Annotated in this window: 21 protein-coding genes; 17 read left to right on the top strand and 4 right to left on the bottom strand. The window is 51.7% G+C overall.

Annotated elements, in window-relative coordinates:
- The first annotated feature begins 140 nt into the window (after positions 1-140).
- Entirely contained in the window at positions 141-674 is a 534-nt protein-coding gene (locus tag NSS64_RS14775; RefSeq protein ID WP_341140596.1) for an RNA polymerase sigma factor, read from the top strand.
- Positions 671-1789, top strand: coding sequence for a DUF4179 domain-containing protein (locus NSS64_RS14770; protein ID WP_341140595.1), 1119 nt, complete (start codon positions 671-673; stop codon positions 1787-1789). The genes NSS64_RS14775 and NSS64_RS14770 overlap by 4 nt, the downstream gene beginning before the upstream one ends.
- Positions 1790-1861: 72 nt before the next feature.
- Here NSS64_RS14770 and NSS64_RS14765 read toward each other — a convergent pair whose 3' ends face one another.
- Complete coding sequence (locus tag NSS64_RS14765; protein ID WP_341140594.1) at positions 1862-2533, bottom strand: tetratricopeptide repeat protein; 672 nt, start codon at positions 2531-2533, stop codon at positions 1862-1864.
- Between the two features lie 293 nt (positions 2534-2826).
- On the opposite strand from NSS64_RS14765, the gene NSS64_RS14760 reads away from it, so the two are divergent.
- From NSS64_RS14760 to NSS64_RS14740, 5 genes are all read left to right on the top strand, one after another.
- Entirely contained in the window at positions 2827-3828 is a 1002-nt protein-coding gene (locus NSS64_RS14760) for an aldo/keto reductase (protein ID WP_341140593.1), read from the top strand.
- 26 nt (positions 3829-3854) lie between these two features.
- The gene (locus NSS64_RS14755; RefSeq protein WP_341140592.1) at positions 3855-4217 is read left to right on the top strand and encodes a hypothetical protein; all 363 of its coding nucleotides are present in this window, start codon (positions 3855-3857) and stop codon (positions 4215-4217) included.
- 75 nt (positions 4218-4292) lie between these two features.
- Positions 4293-4931: an Hsp33 family molecular chaperone HslO gene (locus tag NSS64_RS14750; protein ID WP_341140591.1), complete on the top strand. Its 639-nt coding sequence runs from the start codon at positions 4293-4295 to the stop codon at positions 4929-4931.
- A gap of 5 nt (positions 4932-4936) precedes the next feature.
- Positions 4937-5623 carry a MerR family transcriptional regulator gene (locus NSS64_RS14745; protein WP_341140590.1) on the top strand — a complete coding sequence of 229 codons (687 nt, stop codon included), beginning with the start codon at positions 4937-4939 and terminating at the stop codon, positions 5621-5623.
- 189 nt (positions 5624-5812) lie between these two features.
- Entirely contained in the window at positions 5813-5971 is a 159-nt protein-coding gene (locus tag NSS64_RS14740) for a hypothetical protein (protein ID WP_340992625.1), read from the top strand.
- A 151-nt stretch (positions 5972-6122) separates the two neighbouring features.
- Here the strand turns inward: NSS64_RS14740 and NSS64_RS14735 are convergent, their stop codons facing one another.
- The 3 genes from NSS64_RS14735 to NSS64_RS14725 form a co-directional block, all read right to left on the bottom strand.
- The gene (locus NSS64_RS14735; protein WP_341140589.1) at positions 6123-6428 is read right to left on the bottom strand and encodes an HNH endonuclease; all 306 of its coding nucleotides are present in this window, start codon (positions 6426-6428) and stop codon (positions 6123-6125) included.
- Positions 6429-6431: 3 nt separating this feature from the next.
- Complete coding sequence (locus NSS64_RS14730; protein WP_209873220.1) at positions 6432-6644, bottom strand: hypothetical protein; 213 nt, start codon at positions 6642-6644, stop codon at positions 6432-6434.
- Positions 6645-6732: 88 nt separating this feature from the next.
- Entirely contained in the window at positions 6733-7134 is a 402-nt protein-coding gene (locus NSS64_RS14725) for a hypothetical protein (protein WP_341140588.1), read from the bottom strand.
- Positions 7135-7318: 184 nt separating this feature from the next.
- Here NSS64_RS14725 and NSS64_RS14720 point away from each other — a divergent pair, with 184 nt between their 5' ends.
- From NSS64_RS14720 to NSS64_RS14675, 10 genes are all read left to right on the top strand, one after another.
- Positions 7319-8671 (top strand): ABC transporter substrate-binding protein, encoded by a 1353-nt coding sequence (locus tag NSS64_RS14720; protein WP_341140587.1) that lies wholly within the window; start codon positions 7319-7321, stop codon positions 8669-8671.
- A 99-nt stretch (positions 8672-8770) separates the two neighbouring features.
- Positions 8771-9724, top strand: a complete 954-nt coding sequence (locus tag NSS64_RS14715) for a carbohydrate ABC transporter permease (RefSeq protein WP_340941242.1) — start codon at positions 8771-8773, stop codon at positions 9722-9724.
- Positions 9721-10584, top strand: coding sequence for a carbohydrate ABC transporter permease (locus NSS64_RS14710; protein WP_036729216.1), 864 nt, complete (start codon positions 9721-9723; stop codon positions 10582-10584). Before NSS64_RS14715 ends, NSS64_RS14710 begins: the two co-directional genes overlap by 4 nt.
- A gap of 186 nt (positions 10585-10770) precedes the next feature.
- On the top strand, positions 10771-12498 hold the full coding sequence (locus NSS64_RS14705; protein WP_340941239.1) for a cache domain-containing sensor histidine kinase: 1728 nt from the start codon (positions 10771-10773) through the stop codon (positions 12496-12498).
- A 14-nt stretch (positions 12499-12512) separates the two neighbouring features.
- On the top strand, positions 12513-13880 hold the full coding sequence (locus NSS64_RS14700; protein ID WP_341140586.1) for an ABC transporter substrate-binding protein: 1368 nt from the start codon (positions 12513-12515) through the stop codon (positions 13878-13880).
- 17 nt (positions 13881-13897) lie between these two features.
- On the top strand, positions 13898-15493 hold the full coding sequence (locus NSS64_RS14695) for a response regulator (RefSeq protein ID WP_341140585.1): 1596 nt from the start codon (positions 13898-13900) through the stop codon (positions 15491-15493).
- A gap of 513 nt (positions 15494-16006) precedes the next feature.
- On the top strand, positions 16007-17218 hold the full coding sequence (locus NSS64_RS14690; RefSeq protein ID WP_341140584.1) for an MFS transporter: 1212 nt from the start codon (positions 16007-16009) through the stop codon (positions 17216-17218).
- A 116-nt stretch (positions 17219-17334) separates the two neighbouring features.
- Positions 17335-18402, top strand: coding sequence for a fatty acid desaturase (locus NSS64_RS14685; RefSeq protein ID WP_340753985.1), 1068 nt, complete (start codon positions 17335-17337; stop codon positions 18400-18402).
- A gap of 167 nt (positions 18403-18569) precedes the next feature.
- Positions 18570-19709 (top strand): sensor histidine kinase, encoded by a 1140-nt coding sequence (locus tag NSS64_RS14680; protein ID WP_341140583.1) that lies wholly within the window; start codon positions 18570-18572, stop codon positions 19707-19709.
- Positions 19706-20308: a response regulator transcription factor gene (locus NSS64_RS14675; RefSeq protein ID WP_340941233.1), complete on the top strand. Its 603-nt coding sequence runs from the start codon at positions 19706-19708 to the stop codon at positions 20306-20308. Before NSS64_RS14680 ends, NSS64_RS14675 begins: the two co-directional genes overlap by 4 nt.
- The last annotated feature ends 154 nt before the right edge of the window (positions 20309-20462 follow it).

The raw sequence follows: 20462 nt of genomic DNA, 5'->3' as shown, positions 1-20462 counted from the left end.
GAATTCGTGCGTTTCTGTTGAACAAGCGTAGAAAAAAATATGCTTCGACGTAACCTTACGCACCTGTGCCTCATCTAATCAGCTAGAGAAAGCAAGTTAACGGGGATGCAGAAGCTTCCCGAAGGAAGGGGAGATGAGATTTGGACACAGAGCAAGAAGAGCTCGTCAGGCGTGCGCAAGCAGGTGATCATGAGGTTTTCATTCAGTTGCTGAAGAACCTTGAAAGAAGAATGTACAGTGTAGCCAAATCCATTGTCAGGAATGACGAGGATGGTGCAGATGCGATGCAAGAGACGGTACTCAAAGCTTATAAATCGCTACCTGTATTGAAGGATGTAGCATTCTTCAACACTTGGATCTTTCGGATTCTGATTAACGAATGCAATATGATTCTGCGCAGACGGGAGCGTGTGGTCGTTGTCCCTGAGCCTCCTGAGAGAATTCATTCGTCGTCTCCGCCGGAGAAGGACATGGACCTTCATAACGCCATCAGCAGACTTGAAGAAATCTCGCGGACGATTGTAACGCTTCACTACTATCAGGGATTGACACTCCAGGAGATTGCCGGGTTGCTGGAGCTGTCGGAGGGTGCCGTCAAGACCAGGCTGCACAGAGCCAGGAGAACGCTTCATCAATACCTTACAGAACCTGCAGAAAGGAAGATGAACGGATGAATCAACATGAATTAGAGGATCGGCTGGCAGGCCTCAGGGAAGAGCAACTCCCCGATCTGCCGGGCCTTGTGCAATCCCGAATGCAGAGCGCTTACCAGATGATTCGTGAAGAGAGGGAACCTGAACGAAGCTCACGCAGCAGGAAACAGCGTACCTTGCGGTCCCGGATATGGAAAATTGCAGCATTGATGGCAGGAGTACTGATACTGACAGTGAGCATCGGGTTTGTCTCTCCGGCTATGGCAGAAACACTGAGGAATATTCCGTTCCTTGAGAGTATATTCCGGGTGGCCGGGGACAAGGGACTGCAAAAGGCAGTGAAGACAGGTACAACATCAGATGTCCAGCAGACCGTTACACAGGACGGGTTGACGCTAACCGTATCAGAACAAATGTATGACGGAAGCCGTCTGTCGCTGGTGCTGACCCGGTCGAAGGGCGTGTATGCGCACAAGTCTTTTTCAGATACTTGGGCTATCCCTAATCCGAAGACGGGCCGCCTTAACCGCCCCATGGATTTTTATATCAACGGAGAGCTTGTTAATACGGGAGTGGAGATTGCACCCGGCGGGCAGGAGGCCCCCGATTCTGTCATTATTACAACTCTAAATTCAGGGAATTTGCAGCTTTCGGACACCTTTGATTTCAAAATGTCTGTCTATCTTCCCGGGTTTGCGGACCCGTTCATTTTTGAGTTCCCCGTAACCCGCCAAGTATCGGAGAGCTTCGTTCTTACTCCGGATATCCTGAAAACTCATGATCACATTAATCTAATGATTAGACGGCTGGAGGTAAGCACTACTTCAACTCAGCTGACGGTAGAATTACAAGGAGAAACAGGGGCGCACATTACGGCTATAGAAGCAAACATTCCGGACAAATATAAAGTGAATGGTCACTTCCCGGTCCAGATTGAGCTTTCTGACGAGCAAGGGCGGGAGGTTAGGGGACTCGGCAACGAGGGCGGGACGGGCGAAGGCAATTTCTTATTCCATAATTTTAATTATGAACCGTTTGAGACGATCCCGGCCCGCATTATCATTAAGCCTTACATTTGGAAGGATGAACAGAAGCAGTACATTCCCGAGCTTGAGATCACTGTTCCGGTAAAATAGCATATAAAAGCCTCCGGTCAGCAAAGGTTAATTTGCACCGGAGGCTATTTGCTTAGGAAGACCGGGATGAATTTACTTCAGCTTCGCAAAATAACTGCGCAGCGCCCAGCCGCGTTCCTGGCGTTTCTTGTATTTGGGCAAGGAACGGTAGACCGCTAGCGATTCCTCAAAAGCGCGCTTGGCATCGTCTGTCCGGCCCAGCGCCTTAAACATCGACCCGGCCAGATAATAAGCTTCGCTAGAGGAGGTCTGGATCTCCTGGAATTGGCTCACATAATGCAGCGCCTTGTCCTGGTCGATATGCCGGAAGGTCTCGGCCAGACGCAGGTAAGGCTGCCCATATTGCGCCCGGCGGTTGATGTCCAGCCCCTTGAGCATCTGGGCTTCGCCTTCGGCAAGCTGGCCCAGCTTCAGGTTCGCATAGCCGAGCTCCACCCAGTATTCGGCGGAAGTCTCATAACGGTCAGCGATGGCGGTAAGCAGCTCCTTGGCCTCGCTGTAGCGCTTGCGCTCAATCAGCAGCCGGGCCAGATCGAACCTCGCGGTGACATCGTTCGGGTTCTGGGCAATGGCCGTCCGCAGCCTGGACATCTGGCGGCTGCGGCGGAAAGGCTTGGAGAAGCTGGGCAGGATGCCGACATAACGGCGGTCTACGAAATATAGAACGACGAGCAGAATGATCAGGGCCAGAAAGGGATTGCCGAGCAGCTGGTAGAGCAGCAGGAAACCTAGAATTTTAATCATGAATATGAATTCCCTCCGTTACGTGTGTGGTTCGATTGCGCTTCCTGCAAATTGGATATGAATAGGCAGGGTAATTATACCATATCATCCTTTTTTGAAGCCACGATAAAAGAGGCTGGGGGACGGTTATCCAGTTTCAGGTGATCCATAAGCCCCCAGCTCCTGCCTGCACTGCTGTCATTGACAGGCTACTGCTGAAGTCATAAGCTTTGTGTACAGTCAGATTGTCTCATCGCTATATTGGCTCTTATATAACAGTGTATTCAACTAACACTTGGAAAGAAGGATGAACCGTGGAGACATTGGCAAGCAAGGTCCAGCTGCGTCCTCTGGGACGCTCTGAGTTATCGGTATCGCCGCTTGGCCTGGGCTGCTGGCAGTTCAGCCGGGGCAAAGGATTCGTAGGCCGTTACTGGAGTAATATCACAGACGCGGATATTCTGGATATCGTGCGGGTCAGCCTGGAAGGCGGCATGAACTGGGTGGATACGGCAGAAATCTATGGCGGCGGCAAATCGGAGGAGGCGCTCGCTCATGTACTGGATCAGCTTCAGCAGGAAGGCAGCCCGCATGCGGCTCCGCTGATTGCGACCAAATGGTGGCCGATGCTGCGGACAGCACGCTCGATTACCTCCACGATTGATGAGCGGATTGCTTGCCTGGGCGGCAGAGGCATTGATCTGTACCAGATCCACCAGCCGTTCTCCTTATCCTCCATTGCCAGTGAGATGAAGGCAATGGCGGGACTGGTACAGGCCGGCAAAATCAGGTATGTCGGGGTAAGCAATTACTCAGCTAAGCAGATGGTGGAAGCGCACCGTATCTTGCAGACCTACGGGCTCACTCTGGTCTCCAATCAGGTCAAATACAATCTGCTGCACCGCAGCATCGATCAGAACGGCATCATGGCTGCGGCCAAGGAGCTGGGTATCTCGATCATCGCATATTCTCCGCTTCAGCAGGGTATCCTGACCGGCCGCTTCCATAATGATCCGTCGCAGGTGGCTGCCGTCTCGCGGTCCCGGCGGATGATGTCCGGCCTGGACGACAAGAGCCTGGCCCGCAGCAAGCCGCTGATCACTTCCCTGACCGCACTGGCTGACAAATACGGGTGCACACCGGGACAGATTGCGCTTAATTGGCTGATTCATTATCATGGTGACACCGTAGTTGCGATTCCCGGCGCTTCCAAGGTCCGTCATGCCCGGGAGAATGTCGGCACCATGACCTTCCGGCTGGAGCCGGAGGAGCTGGAGCTGCTGAACGAGGCCTCCTGGGCTGCCTTGAAGAAGTAACCCAATAAGTCTGGTGGTGAACACAAATGAATGAGAAGCATTGGCTCGTGGTACAGTATCCCTTGAAGAGCGCAAAGGGAAGCAAGCGTGATGAATGGCTTAGAGACAAAGTAACCGAATACCTGAATCTGTTCCTGGCGGATGCCGAACTTGGTTATGTAGATGGTTTTGAGCTGGGGAAGGGCGTAGCCGACCCGGCAAAATATGTGCTTAACCTCTTCTGTGTAGTGACGGATGAAGCACGCGGAATTGCTCTGGTCAAAAGAGTGCTCAAAGAGCACAGGCTGGACTATACCCGCATCAGCATCGCCACGATGCCCTTTGAGGGCGGAGGAACCTACACACTGAAGTATGCCGCCAAGAAAGGTGTGACTGATTTTTCGTTATAAGTCATTCTTAATATCAATCAGGGGTTGTGTATCACGTAACGTGATACAGTACGATTGGTGTAAGAGGTGATAGAAATGAACAATATTGTAAGAATGCTGTCCGTGAACCAAGATTTCAGAATGGCAGTTGCGGATACCCGTCAGATAGCTGTAAAAGCATTAAATGCGTTTACCGGCACAACCGGAATGCGCAGCCTTTTGCAGGAGACCATAACGAATTGTGCATTATTATCTTCCATCAATGATGCCCCTTCTAAAATAAGTTTTTCTTTCCGCCTTTCTCAAGGCCTCTCAATTTTTTGCCAGATCTCTGATGCGAAGTTTACTATGGAGTATAGTGCTAAAATTAATGAATTTGACGGGACAGCCGCTGATCTGTTTGACGATAAATCTGTGGTCTCGGTAACGACAGGGAATTGGGAGACAGGGATACACACTAGTACAGTTGAAGCGTATATGGATAGCGTTGTTATGCTGTTTTCTCACTTTACAGTACAGAGCGAGCAGCTTCCAAGTCATATTATACTCGGTGAGGACAATGCTACCAGGGGGATTTTGATGCAGCCCTTACCCTTCGCAGATAACCAATTGATGGGAAAGGCTGCTTATGAACTGGTATATCAAGCTAAGGAATGGGGACAACTGCCTTGGGGGCAGGTTCCCGGGAGGTTGTCCTGTTTAGCAAAGGTGATCTCAGAAAATACGATAGAGTAGAGTGTATGACTATGGAAAAATACATTAAAACCAAAGAATTTGCAGAGCTGACTGGGGTTAGTGTGCGTACCTTGCAGTATTATGATGACATAAAGGTTCTCACTCCGGCCTATGTCAATGAGCAGGGGCACCGCTTTTATGACTCAGATTCCTTCTCCAGCATGTTTGTTATTCTTTCACTTAAAAATATGGGGATGACGCTCAGCGATATTCAGCAATATCTTAACAATGACAGCTTTGACGTCAGGCTCTTTATCCGTGAGGAAAAAGACAGGATTCAGACAGTGCTATCGGATCTGCAGCTTCGATTCATGCGTCTGTCCGTTCTCGAGGAGAAGGTTAGTGAGGGACAGGACGTAACCCCTTATATTCTTCCGCTTTTTTCACAGCTGCCGGCTACAGGCGATTCTCCAAAAGGCAAACCTGCTTCCTTTAACCTCAAGCATTGGAATACCTTCATCAAGGAATTGAATTTCTGTGCTGAACACCGCTTGTCTGCAAAAGATGATAGAGCGGAAAAATGTGTTCAATACTGGATAAAGAATGTTCTTGAGGCAAATCAGGTACCGGAGGATACGGTAAAGAAATCAGAGGCATATTATCAGCAGAATCCGGCGAACACTTTCGGGATCACGCAGGAAAATTACCGCTATTTAGTCCAGTTGATTGATGAGTATGATACCGGCTTGTAAGCCGTAACAAAGAGCATCGATTCTCCATGAGGGGAACCGCTTGCTCTTTTTAATTGGATAAATGTATAGCATCCTCACCTAAAATTCAGATAAAACTGTTTAGGATTGGAAAGAGCGGTTTATATAAGGGATAAGATGCTTCGCACTCACGCAAATAAGGTGAAGATTATGGAAGGAGGTTGAACTTCAATGAGTATGAGCGTACATAACCTTATGGCTTTTAATCATCAGTTTTTTAGACCTCAGCCTGTTCTCGACCCCAAAGTGCAGAGACAGGAAGATAAGGTCAAGAGCTTTCAGGAAGTCCTGAACGAGAAGCTGAGCAGCTATGGCGACATGAAGAAATAAGTAAGCAATAGAACCGCAGAACTATTTTATGCAGAAGACATCGCAGCAAATCATAGAGTATTCAGCAAAAGCAGCAAAAAGGTGCCTCCCGGAACTCGGAAGGCACCTTTTTGCTGCGCACTGGATATGAGCGCACCTGCCATTCGGCAGATTAACGTTTGCTTCGAACGCGCTTTGATTTGCGCAGCTTCGGTTCCGAGCCCGGCGCCTGCCGCATGATCCATTTCAGATAAGCGGCAATCTGCGGGTCGCTGCGCAGGCTATCCAGTGTCGTAAGGCCAAGAACAACGAGATCGCTGTTGGTATACAGGGCATGAATCTGCCGGTGGCAAGCCTTGCACAGAAGGGCCGTCGGGAGCAGGCTGCCGCCTTTCTCGCGGGGAATCAGATGATGAACGGTAGTTGCAAGAGGAGAACGGCCGCACAGCTCACACGTGTCCAAGGCCCGGGCAGTCATATCTTAAGGCCGGACTTCGAAGAATTCACAGCGGCTGCGCGAGTAATAAGTCAGATCACTGACCCGCGACTGGATCACAACATCCGAATCCGTGAACCGCACTATCGTAGCGCCGGAATTCACCAGATGGTCATCCTGGAAGACGCGGACGGGCAGCTTGCGGTCAATCGCTTCCTGCAGATCCTGGTCAGTGAGTAGTGGTCGGTTGATGGGCATGGAATAAATCTCCTTTAGATAGGGATAACTTCAGTTGCAGCAAATACGATCAGTATACCCGTCTGCCTGCCAGAAATCCACTTAACACTTACTTGGTCTGCTCCTTCACTTTATAAGTACAGGAGGACGGAGTGCCTTGAATATCATACTGAAGGGTAAGAACCTCATCCTTCCTTTCCGCCTCGACGGAGAAAGCAGGAGCTTCCGGGTTGGTCAGCTGCACCTCAAGGGACTGATTTTTGCCGGTTGAATAATTTCCGTAAGACATCTGCACAACGTTCCCGCTAGTCTCTTCTATAGAGACGGCGCCTCCAGAAGTAGCAGGGTTCGCAACAAAACGGACTGTCGTATAACAGCCTGTGTCTCCGGAAGACAAGGCCCACCTGCCTTCGATGTCTGCTGCGGTGCCTGAGCGTTTCGTGTACCCGTACCAGCCCAGCGCGGCAATCAGCACAATAAGCACGGGAACTATGATTATTAATTTCTTCATCGCTGAAGCTCCTTTCCTGGTAACTAATACATTATTTACCCGCTGGGAATGGAAGGTAAGCTACTGCACGGGGGACAATCAGAATAATTTCCACCATAAATCGGCAATATGCCTCCTCAAAAAAAACCGTGGCCTACGGTACACTAAATCTTGTAAAAGAAACCTTTGAGAGGGGTACAGAGGAATGAAAAAAACAAAGAACCTGGCGCTCGCGCTGGTCTCTATCATGCTCATGAGCTCACTTGCGGCATGCGGAGGAAATAACAACGGCGGCAACAAGTCTGCGGAAGGAAATACGGGTAACAACGAGTCAAGCACAGCAGCACCCGCAGGTGAAGGAGACAAGGCAGAGAAGGTCGAGCTGTCATTCTGGACGCTGGGCAACGTGAACTATGAAGAGCTGGCGGCTGCCTACACTAAGGAACACCCTAACGTAACCATTAAAATTCAGAATACCGGTGACCAGACGGCCCACCACAACAATCTGACCACAGCACTCTCGGCGGGTTCAGGCGCACCTGACATTTTCCAGCTTGAGATCGGTTTCATGGAACGCTTCCTGGGAGCCCAGGACAAATTCTACAACCTGAATGACCTCGGAGCCAAAGACATCCAGGCCAACTATCTCGACTGGAAATGGAAGCAGGCTTCCTCCATCGACGGCAGCTTCCAGCTTGGACTTCCGACGGATATCGGCCCTACAGTAGTCTACTACCGTACTGACCTGGCTGAAGCCGCCGGCCTGCCGGCCGATCCTGAGGGCTTCGGCGCAGCCATCGATACGTGGGACAAATTCGCTACTGTAGCGAAAGCGTTCAAAGACAAGACCGGAAAGTATTTCTCCGACTTGACCGACCTGACGTACAATGCGCTTCGAGACCAGTCGGCGGACGAGATCTATTTCAGCAAAGCAGACGGCAGCTTCATCGGCGATACCAATCCGCAGGTGAAGAAAGCATATGATTTTACCGTTAAAGGCATTCAAGAAGGCTGGATCAGCAATGTCATGCTCTGGTCGCCTGAATGGGGCCAAGGCATGAACGATGGATCGTTCGCTGTCGTGATGGGTCCGGCCTGGATGGCCGGCAATATCAAGAGCAACGCTCCGGACTCCTCCGGCAAATGGAAAATTGCCCAGCTTCCTGAGGGCGCCGGTAACTGGGGCGGTTCGTTCATCACGCTGCCGAAGGAAGGCAAGCACTCCAAGGAAGCCTATGATTTCATCCAGTGGCTCGTGAACAAGGATAACCAGCTGGAATCCTTCAAGACCAAAGGCCTGATGCCTTCTATCCCTGCACTGTACGAAGATCCTGCGTTCGTGGATTTCAAGGATGACTTCTTCGGCGGACAGCAGACGGCAGTGGAATTCGGCAAAGCGGCTAACCGCGTGAAGCCGGTATACTACGGACCGCTGCATGACCAGACCGATACCTTCTTCAAGAATGCGCTGAAGAACGTGCTGGAGAAGAAAGCCGATCCGGCCAAAGAGTGGGACGATGCTGTCAAGCAGTCAAAAACACTTGCAGAACGCGGCTAACCTGTAATATGCGGGGAACAGACTTCCCCAAATGTCCGGATTCACGGAGTAATCTCTCTGTGAATCCGGATTTAGATATGAATTCTCTGGAGGTGTGACATGGCTGAGCCCGTAATTACGAGTCCGCATGCCGAGAGCAAACGACCTTTCTTCACTGAACAAAGACGGAGCCGCATCACTGCGTATACTTTCATTTCACCGTTCTTTATTCTGTTCTCGATATTCGGACTATATCCAATCTTCTTCACATTCTATTTATCGTTCTTCAAGTGGGACGCCTTGGGTCCAATGAAATATGTGGGCTTCAAAAACTTCGAGCTGATCACCACGGACCCGACGTTCTGGATCTCTTTCAGCAACACGCTGATTATGGGGCTTATGGGTACTGTGCCGCAGGTTATGCTGGCGCTGCTTCTGGCGGTGCTGCTGCATTCGGGGATGACCCGGTTCAAGAAGACCTTCCGCATCCTCTATTTCATGCCGAATATCACTTCGATCGTGGCGGTTACGCTGGTATTCAGTACGCTGTTCGGCAATAACGGGATGATCAACTGGCTGCTTAACGGAATCGGGGTAGAGAGCATGGCCTTCAATTCCGGCTGGTGGGGGGTCAAAATTGCCATCTCCACGATGGTCATGTGGCGCTGGACGGGCTACAATGCGATCCTGTTCCTCTCGGGCCTGCAGAGTATTCCGATGGATCTGTACGAATCGGCCAAAATCGACGGGGCCAACCGCAGACAGCAGCTGTTCTTCATTACACTGCCCTTGCTTAAGCCGTTTATTATCTTCGTGTCCCTGCAATCCACCATTGGTGCGCTGCAGCTCTTCACAGAGCCTTATGTCTTCCTCGGCCAATCCGGCACCGGATCTACCCGGCAGGAAGGGATTACGATGGTTACTTATTTGTACAGTGAGGCCTTCCGCAACGGCTTCTTCGGCACAGCGGCGGCTACAGCGGTTCTGCTGTTCCTCGTTACGATTCTGTTCTCTGTCCTCAATATGCTGATCTCCAGAGGCGGCGGCAGACAGACTGGAGGGAAAAAAGCGTGAGCACACTGCGTATGTTCAGAAAAAAACCGGATGATCTCGGCTTCTTCGGCAAGCTGGGCTTCTATCTTCTCCTGATTCTCGGAGCACTGGTCTCCATCTTCCCGTTCTATTGGATGTTTGTGGTCGGGACCAATGACAAGGGAGCCGTATTCCACGTACCGCCGCTGTTGACCATCGGAGACCAGTTCTTCGAGAACTTCAAGCGGGTGCTGGACAAATCGGACTTCTTCCAGGCGCTCGGCAACTCGCTGTTCGTCTCGTCCATGGTGACGGTCTCGGTCGTGTTCTTCTGTACGCTGGCCGGGTATGCTTTTGCCAAATATGAATTCCCCGGTAAAAACGTGCTGTTCGTATTCGTTATTGCCACCCTGATCGTTCCCCAGCAGCTCGGCGTACTGCCAACCTATGTCATTATGGCCAAGCTTCACTGGATCGACAGCTTCAAGGCGCTGATTGTTCCGGCTATGGTCAATGCTTTCGGAATCTTCTGGATGCGGCAGTACATCTCCTCGGCCGTGCCTACCGAGCTGATTGAAGCCGGACGTATTGACGGGGGAGGCCACTTCCGGATTTTCTGGAGGATTGCCGTTCCGGTCATTACACCCGCGATGGCTACCCTGGGTATTCTGAATTTCATGACGGTATGGAATGACTTCTTCTGGCCGCTGGTGGTCTTGAAGAACAAGGAGCATTTCACGATTCAGATTGCATTGCAGCAACTGTTCACTACACGTGACGGGCTTGATTACGGGATGATTATGTCCGCTACCTTCACGGCCACGCTGCCGCTGCTGGTTGTCTTCCTGCTGTTCAGCCGCTGGGTCATTGCCGGACTGACTTCAGGTGCCATCAAGAGTTAACTCTCTGTCTATTTGGTAAGTAAAAGGATTTACAGAATGCTGTGAAGAATAATAATCAAGTGGAAACGGCTTTGCCGTCCTTTGTAAGGACGGTACCGTTTCAGCGAGAAATAGAAGGATAAGTAATCGTGTGAAACCTATGAATTCTTCTATTTGGACAGAGACCGCAGGAGGAAGGGACCCGTCATGAAGCTCCGCCGCAAAATCTTGTTCGCTATTATTCTTCTAGTATTCATTCCCGTGATTGTCATGGGGATTGTGACGTATGTGAATTATTCGAATGCTATGGAGAAGAAATCAAGTAATTTCTACTGGATCTCCCTGCTGGAGACGGACCGCAAGCTGAAGTTCGCCCTCAGTGAGATTTCATCGATCACCAATTCAGCGATCACGCAGCCTGCGATCCAGCAGTCGCTGAAGCAGCAGAATTTCGTCCTCACCTATGACCGCAAGCAGGAAATCAACAACCTGCTGATTAATCATCCGATGATCACCTCGTTCAGCCTGTACGGGAAAGACCGGCTGTTGTATCAATACAATGCGCCGATGTCTTTTGCAGATATGCACAAGCAGGTCTGGTTCGGAGCCATGGAAGGTGCCGAAGGGCGTCCTATATGGTCCGGTCCCGGAGAGAACGGCTCGGCCAGCGGCGATAAGCCGGTGCTGGTCCATGCCAGAGTGATTAAGGACTATTATTCGCTGGAGGATATCGGCTATCTGGTTGTATATGTGAAGCCGGATCTGCTTGATCAGATTTTCTGGGAGGCTGCGACCCTGAAGAAAGGGGATATCCTGCTGGTCAACAAGCAGGGGAATATCGTCTTTAACAAGTCCGGGGAGCATATCGGGGAACGGACGGATTTTCCTTTTTTACAGGAGAATTATAACCAGGAGCAGGACTATTACATTGACAATTATCAGGGGGAGCGGTCACTGATCACTTTCCTGCCTTCACATAACGCGGACTGGTATCTGGCGGCCATTACGCCGATGAACCTGATCTCCTCCGAATCGGTCTCCATCCGCAATATTGCGATTATTCTCGGGATGGTGTCGCTGCTGTCGGCCTTCCTGTTCGACCGTTATTTCATCCGCAGGCTTGTCCGCAGCATTAACAGTGCCGTGAACGGCATGAAGCGGGTCAAGCAGGGGATCTTCACCCCGATTCCGGTACCGCTGCGGGCCAATGATGAGAGCGATTCCCTGATTGACGGCTTCAACCGGATGAGCTCGCAGATCAATGAGCTGATTGACCAGGTCCAGACCGAGCAGGGACGCAAGAAGGAAGCGGAGATGCAGGCGCTGATGGCCCAGATCAACCCGCATTTCATCTATAATTCACTGGAATCGATCAACTCCATGGCGGTGCTGGCAGGCAACCGGGATATCAGCAAAATGGTCATCTCGCTCGGCAGGCTGCTGCGGATCAGCATCAGTCAGAATCAGGAGCTGATCCCGCTGCAGATGGAGTTCGAGCATGTCCGCCATTACCTGGATATCCAGAAGTTCCGGTTCGAGGACAAATTCTCCTATGAGCTGGACTTGCCTGAGCCGCTGAAATACGTGATGACCCAGAAGCTGATTGTTCAGCCGATTGTGGAGAACGCTTTGTATCATGCCATTGAGCAGATGGAGGAGCACGGGACCATTACAGTCACCGCTCAGGAGAACGGCAAGGATATTATCATTATTGTGCAGGATAACGGGCCGGGCTTCGATCTTGAGGTGCTGATGAGCCAGTGGAACAAGGAGCGGAGCAATCTCAAGAAATACAGCGACAGCGGGGTTGGGCTGAAAAATGTGCATGAGCGCCTGAACATCCGGTTCGGCAATCCCTATGGTATTCTGGTCTGTTCTTCACCGGGCTTCGGATCAGCCATCTGCATCCGGATTCCGAGGATACAGCCGACATGAGGGGGAGAAGCCAAATGAAGGATCAGCGGCATGTGCTTAGATGGTTGACCAACTGGGGATGGATTCTCCTCTATATTGTGCTGATGTCAGGCGCCGTATGGTTCATTATGCAGGAGGACCGGGAGCAGATCGAGGATACCTCGCCTGAGAAGATCACACTGACCTTCCGGCATTTCTGGATTAAGGAGCATGACCGGCCGCTGCTGGCGATCTTCGAGGAGGTTGTGCGCAGCTACCAGGAGAGCCATCCGAATGTGAAGGTAAACTTCGAGGGACTGGACCAGAATATCCACCGGGAGCAGAAGCTGAAGAGTGAGATGGTAACCGGCACACCGCCCGATATGTTCGTTCTGTTCGGCGGAGCGGAGATCGAGCCCTACGTGCGTTCAGCCCGGCTGATGGATCTGACCGATTTCACTGCCCAGAACGGTCTCAGCAACCAGTTCAAGGATCTGCATCTCTGGACGTTCAACAAGCATATCTACGGACTGCCGATCGAGGGCAATGCGGAACCGCTCTATTACAATAAAAAAATCTTCACCAAGCTGGGCATTAACACTCCGGCTACGTTGGCCGAGCTGGATACGGTGATGGCGAAGCTGAAGGCAGCGGGGTATATCCCGTTTGCGCTGGGGAACGAAGACCGCTGGCCTGCGGGGATATTCGCCCATTATCTGATGGACCGCTACGCGGGTCCGGAGTTGATTCAGAAGCTGGTTACTGGCGAGGATAGGTCGAGCTTCCAGAACAGCGGCTACCTGGAAGCGTTCCGGCACCTGAACAGATGGGTGAAGGCAGGCTATTTCAGTGAGGACTCTAATGATACCTCCACCGAGGGTGCGGTCCGTCTGTTCACTGAGGGCAGGGCAGCCATGTACCTGAACGGCAACTGGGATATCAATTTATTCTCGGGGGACAATGCCCCGGACGATTTCCAGAGCCGGGTTGGAGTCATTCCCTTCCCTGCGCGGGAGGCCGGCACAGAGCCGTCTATCGCCGGAGGGTATACGATTGGCATCGGGCTGTCTTCGAGCCTCACCGGAGCGAAGCGGACAGCGGCCCTGGAATTGATGAAGGGCTTCTATACGAAAGAGATTCAGACGCGGATTGTCTATGAGGGACTCCGAATTCCGTCGATGCGGATTGCATTTGACCCGGAGAAGACCGGACCGGTCTTCGCCCAGGTGATGGATATGATGGAGGAGAATGAGCAGAGCTTCGTCCCGTATGACAATCTGTTATCGCCTGAAGTGAAGAAGACCTTCCTCAGTGTCATCGAGGAGATGATTGACGGAGGGCTGCAGGCGGAGCAGGCCCTGCAGCAGCTGCAGGATGCGTCCAAGCAGTATTGGAATCTGATCCGGAGTTCTTCGGGTCAATAAGCCTGGGGGTGTAAGTGATGAATGAGCAGCAGGAGAAATATAAGGTACTGCTCGTAGATGATGAGCCGATTATACTGCGCAGCCTGAAGGTTGCGATTCCATGGGATGAACTGGGCCTGAGCATTGTGGGGGAAGCGAAGAACGGGGAGGCTGCCTTGCAGCAGATTCAGCAGACCGCACCACACATCATTATCAGCGACATCCGCATGCCGGTGATTGACGGGATCACGCTGATGAAGGAGGTGCTGCCGCGCAGCGCCAAGTTGATCTTCATCTTCATCAGCGGCTACGGGGAATTCGAATATGCCAGGGAGGCCCTGCGGCTGGGGGCCTTTGATTACTTGCTGAAGCCGATTGACCATGACGAGCTGGTGGAGATGCTTAAGCGGGCCAGGGAGCGCCTGGACCGCCAGAAGGAGAACGAGCAGCTTATGCTCTCGGTGCAGACCCTGTCGCTGCTGGCCCGCGAGCGCATGCTGGCCGAATTCACGCTGGGCAATCCGCGGCCGCTGCAGCACCTTGCGTGGCTGGAGAACAGCGAGCTGGAGGGAGAATACTTCATGGCTGTGGTCCGTCTGGACGACTACGCCGCCTTGACGGCGAAATGGAGCGCCGAGGAGAAGCGTCTGTGGCTGTTTGCTGTGCGCAATATCCTGGAGGAGTGGTCGCTTACGAACGGGGCATTGTCCATCTTTCCCTTCTATAACGGGGAATGGATTCTGCTCTTCCCGGCCACTCTGAATGATGGCAAGCGGGAACTCGGGGAGCAGCTTATAGCGGGAATCAAGCGCTATTCCAAGCTGAATTGCTCTGTCGGCATCAGCAGAAGCACCAGCGGGATTGATCAGCTTAGCACGGTATACCCGTTAGCCTCCCAGGCGCTATACCAGCGCTTCTATTCCGGCCAGGCCGGTGTCTTCCTGGAAGAAGAGACAGCAGCGGCAGGCAACCGCGAGGTGCAGTATCCGAAGGAGCTGGAGCTGTCGCTGATTGAGAGCATCCGTACTCTGAATATGGAGCGGATGCTGACTCTTTTTGACGAGATGTCCGTATTCATTGAAGCCCAGAGCTTGCCCCAGCCGCTGGCGGAGCGCCTGATGATTGAGATGAGTGTGGTGCTATACCGGCAATTCGAACATCTGAATACGCATAATGACTGGTCCATTGAAGGGCTGTTCAGCAAGCTGAACGGACTGGGCACGTTGCCGGACATGATGAATGTCCTGAAGACCACCTTCCGCGACTGGCTGGAGCAGAGTCATAAGACCGCAGCCCGGGAGGACGGCCGGAGCATCATTGAGAAGGTCCAGCGGTACATTGAATCCAATTACCATAAGGATCTCAGCATCGAGGAGGTATCCGAGGTGGCCGATCTCAGCATCAGCCATTTCTGCACTCTGTTCAAGCAAATCTCCGGCTACACGTTCCTCGAATTCGTCACCCACTGCCGGATAGAGAACGCCAAATACATTCTGCGCAGCAGCAATGTGAAAGTGTATCAGGTCGCGCCGCTGGTCGGCTATCAGGACCCGAGATACTTCACCCAGGTATTCAAAAAAGCGACCGGCAAGACGCCCACAGAGTACCGTGAGGAGCATGTGAAGCAGGCTTAGCCCGGGCGAGTAATATGCAATTGAATAGGACGGAACCTTAAAAAAGAAACAAAAAAAATCGCTCGTTTTGGTAAATGGAGGTACCACCCAACCATCCCCAAAGGAGCGATTTCTTTATACATTCACGGATTAACTTTGTCTTCCAAATGGAACTTGATGAGGATATTCCAGACACCCCCCTGAGAGTCACCCACCTGAACGCCATCCTGCCTGACTACCAACCGCCTACCAAACTATCGGCCATCCGCCAGTTCTCCGACTCGCTATGCACCTAGTTATTTTTACGCCATCAATCCAGCCTTAACGGACCTGAAAGACGTTATTTCCAGGAAAACGCGCCAAACGCCTCTTATGAAGCATCCCTTCATAATCATCCATCCTTATTTGTGTTTTAATAGATAAAATAAAATTTATCTATTAATAACTAGACAAATAAAATAAAAGTCTATATATTAATATACAGATTAGATATTTATCTATTTAGAATATATTCAAATGATGGAGGATGTTAACGTGTTAAGTAACAAGTATGTACGGACGATTATGCTGTCAAATGTGCTATTGCAGCTCGGGGTATGGGTGCGGAATTTTGCGATTCTGCTGTATGTGACGGAGATTACGCAGAATGATCCTTATTATGTCTCGCTCATTTCGGTGGCTGAATACGGCCCGCTGTTTCTGTTCGCCATCATCGGGGGAACCTTCGCAGACCGCTGGCGTCCCAAACGGACCATGATCGTAAGCGATCTGTTGTCCGCGTGCTCAATCTTTGTTGTACTGCTGGTGGTTATGTCAGGCTCATGGCACGCCCTGTTGTTTGCAACAATGGTGTCGGCCGTCCTGTCCCAGTTCTCACAGCCTTCAGCGATGAAGCTGCTTAAGCAGCACGTGCCTGAAGAGCAGCTGCAGAGGGTTATGGCCATGTTTCAGTCGCTTACAGCATTCTTCATGGTCATTGGCCCTGTGATCGGCACCTTCATCTATAGTCATTACGGCATTGAGGCCTCACTTGCTGTGATGGGCGGGATGTTCATCGGCTCGGCGCTCATTCTGGTCAAGCTGCCCGCTGACCGGATGGAGGAGACCGGACAGGCCCGCAGCGGGTTCCTGGCGGAGATGATATCCGGACTGAATTATGTGCGTGCAAGCCGGGTACTGAAGAACCTTGGAGTAACGTTTGCCTTCGCCGGGCTTGCCGCCGGACTGGTTCAGCCGCTGGGTGTCTTCATCATTATGGAGAATCTGGGCAGAGACAAAGGCTTCCTGCAGTGGGTGATGATGGCGAATGGAGCGGCGATGCTGCTGGGCGGAATGTTTATTATGAGTAAAGGCAAAACTATGAAGCCGCAGACAATGTTATCCCTAGGCCTGCTGATCAGTGCGGCAGGAACGGTAGGAGTAGGCTGGTCGCATCACACAGCGCTCACGCTGGTGCTCCAGACGGTTAGCGGATTCTTTTACCCTTGTATTCATATCGGTATCAATACACTGCTGATCCGTCATACGGAGACTGCTTATATGGGCAGGGTGGGCGGCATTATGGGGCCGATGTTCATGGGCTTCATGGTGATTGGAATGTCTGTAGCCGGCTATGCTAAAGGAATGCTCTCTCTGTCCGCAGTCTTCACGGGGAGCGGCGTGTTGTTCCTGATTGCGGTGCTGATTCTGCTGCCGCTGCTCAGAACGAAAGAGGTGGGCAGACAAGCACTCCAGAGCCGACTATGACATTTGTCATACATCAGAGTTGATATTTATGACTTACGGGGATGACACTTCTTTCTTTATACTGGAAATATAAGAAGTATCCTTGAATGGATGCATCCGAGGAGGAACCGATCCCGATGACCAACAACCAGATACCCCAGCTCTCTACATTGAAGAAAAGCGTAGCCCCTTACGAGAAAACAGACCTCAGCACGAGCATAAAACAGCTCATTAATACGCTTGGTCCGCTAGTGTTATTATGGACCGCCGCTTACTTCAGCTTATCCGTGTCCTACTGGCTGACGCTGCTGTTCGCTATTCCGGCTGCCGGCTTTGTCATCCGCACCTTTATTATTTTTCATGACTGCTGTCACGGGTCGTTCTTCAAGAACCGCAAGGCCAATGATATTGTCGGCACCATCACCGGTGTGCTTACCCTGGTCCCTTACCGCCAGTGGAAGCACAGTCATTCGATTCATCATGCCGGAAGCAGCAATCTCGACAAAAGAGGCATCGGGGATATCTGGATCATGACGGTGGATGAATATGTGGCTGCCAAGCCGCTTCAGCGGCTCTATTACCGGATCTACCGCAACCCGCTGGTAATGTTCGTCATCGGACCGATTGCCGTATTCCTCATCCAGTACCGGTTCAATGCCAAAGGGGCAAGACGCAAGGAGCGCATGAATACCTACCTGACCAATGTGTCCATTGTGGCTCTATATACTGGAATTATTCTGCTCATTGGCTGGCAGGCGTTCCTGTTGGTGCAACTTCCAATAGTGTTCGTGTCCGGGTTCCTCGGCATCTGGCTGTTCTATGTACAGCACCAGTTCGAACATACTTACTTCGAGCATGATGAAGAGTGGAGCTACGTGAACGCCGCTGTAGAAGGAAGCTCTTACTATAAGCTGCCTAAGCTACTGCAATGGATTACCGGCAATATCGGATTTCACCATGTGCATCACTTGAGTCCAAAGGTGCCGAATTATAATCTGGAATTGGCTCACAATGCCAGCCCGCCTTTGCAAAAGGCAACCACCATTACACTCAGCACCAGTCTCGAAGCGCTGAAATACCGTCTTTGGGATGAAGAGCATAAGGTCTTCGTCAGCTTCAAGCAGTTGAAGCAGCGGTTGCGCAAGAGTGAGCCTGCCGTGAAAGAGGGACTGAAGGTAATCAAACCGGGGTTCCAGAGCGAATAGAAGCGGTAACTTGATAATATGCAGAAAGACAGATCCGGAGAGCAGGATGCCGGGTCTGGTCTTTCTTTTTTAGAATACACACAGGTTGTTTCGAAGGAAGTTGCCGGTCGGAGGCTGGTTTATGTTAAAATGGGGGTATAAACTTGCTGGCAAAAAGGATGGCTAACATGCAGAAGTGGCATCATATTTTTCATAAAAGTACGGGACTGAGCCCTTATGTATGGGTTGTTTTTTACATTCTTCCGTTCTATTTCATCTTCCGATCCTCCTCGGCGGACCGCTGGGTGTATGGCATTCTGATGATTATGGTCTTCTTCGCCTGCTACGTGCTGTCGTTTAAGGCCAGGGGCTGGGTAGTCTATTTCTGGACCAGTGTGCAGATGATAGTTTCTGTTACGATGACGCTGCTGTTCGGATACATGTACTTTGCGCTGTTTCTGGCTTTTTTTATCGGGAATATTCAGAAAAGGGCGGCCTTCTTCACCCTCTATCCGATCCATCTGCTGACGACGATTGTAGCCATTAACTATGAGCTGATTATGCGCAATCCCGTATTCCTCTCGCAGCTGCCGTTCGTGCTGGTCAGTATCATTGCTGTGGTGCTGCTTCCGGTTACAACCTATAACCGCAACAGGCAGGATAAGCTGGAGGAACAGCTGGAGGATGCCAACAAACGGATCTCCGAGCTGGGCATTATGGAAGAGCGTCAGCGGATCTCCCGGGATCTGCATGATACGCTGGGACAACGCCTGTCACTGATCGGACTGAAGAGTGACCTGGCCGGCAAGCTGATCACCAAGAATCCGGCACAGGCCATGATCGAAATTAACGATGTCCGCGTAACCGCCCGCAGCGCGCTTAAGGAAGTCCGGGAGATGATCACACAGATGCGGGGCATCCGGGTTGAAGATGAGCTGGTGCGCATCCGGCAATTCCTCCAGGCGGCGGAGATCGGTTATATGCTGGAGGGTGATCCCGTTCTGACCAATACCTCACTGATTACCGAGAATGTGCTGAGCATGTGCATGAAGGAGGCCGTAACCAACGTGGTGAAGCATAGCGGCGCCTCGCTCTGCCTGATCCAGATTGAGCCTTCCCGGACAGACCTGGTGATTAAGGTGAAGGATAACGGCACGGGGATTGAGGGGACCAGGCTGTATCATAAGGGGCATGGCCTGCAGGGAATGCGGGAGCGGCTGGAGTTCGTGAACGGTTCGATGGAAGTGATCCAGGATGAAGGAACTACGCTAGTGATTAAGGTGCCGAATGCGTCGCAGCAGCCGGACATGGAGGTGAACGCGCAATGATATCAATCGTGATAGCCGAAGACCAGCGGATGCTGCTGGGAGCACTGTCGGCGCTGCTGGACCTGGAGGAAGACATGAGGGTGGTCGGCAAGGCGAGCAACGGGGAAGAGGCTGTGAAGCTGGTGAAGCAGCTGCAGCCGGATATCTGTATTATGGATATTGAGATGCCGGCTATGACGGGCCTGGAAGCGGCAGAAGCCCTGAAGGGGGCAGGCTGCAAAATCATGATTCTGACCACGTTTGCCCGGGCAGGGTACTTCGAGCGTGCGGTCAAGGCCGGAGTGGATGCCTATCTGCTTAAGGACAGTCCCAGTGAGGAACTGGCGCTGTCGATCCGCAGTGTCATGGACGGCAAACGGATGTATGCGCCGGAACTGATGGATGAAGCCTACAGCAAGGAAGCGAATCCGCTGACCGAGCGGGAGAAGGAAGTGCTGGGGCTGATTGCCGACGGCAAGAATACGAAGGAGATCGCCAGCCAGCTCTACATCACCACCGGAACGGTCCGCAACTATATCTCGGTCATTCTGGACAAGCTGGATGTGGGCAACCGGATTGAGGCGATTACGCGGTTTAAGGAGAAGGGCTGGTTCAAATAAAATATCCCTGCGGGGAAGCAGGAACGGCAGCTGTCTTTTAGGAGGGCTGGCCGTTTTTTTTGTTCGACTATAGAGTGTACATAAACGGCTTAGAACGGAGCTTGACTAGAAGTGAATATAGGACCTATCACCCATTTTTCATCTGAAAGCGGTT

The sequence above is a fragment of the Paenibacillus sp. FSL H8-0122 genome, from assembly GCF_038005345.1.
GTDB lineage: Bacteria > Bacillota > Bacilli > Paenibacillales > Paenibacillaceae > Paenibacillus_AQ.
The sequence above is the reverse complement of the archived record's forward strand: the minus strand, read 5'-3'. Positions and strand labels throughout refer to the sequence as shown.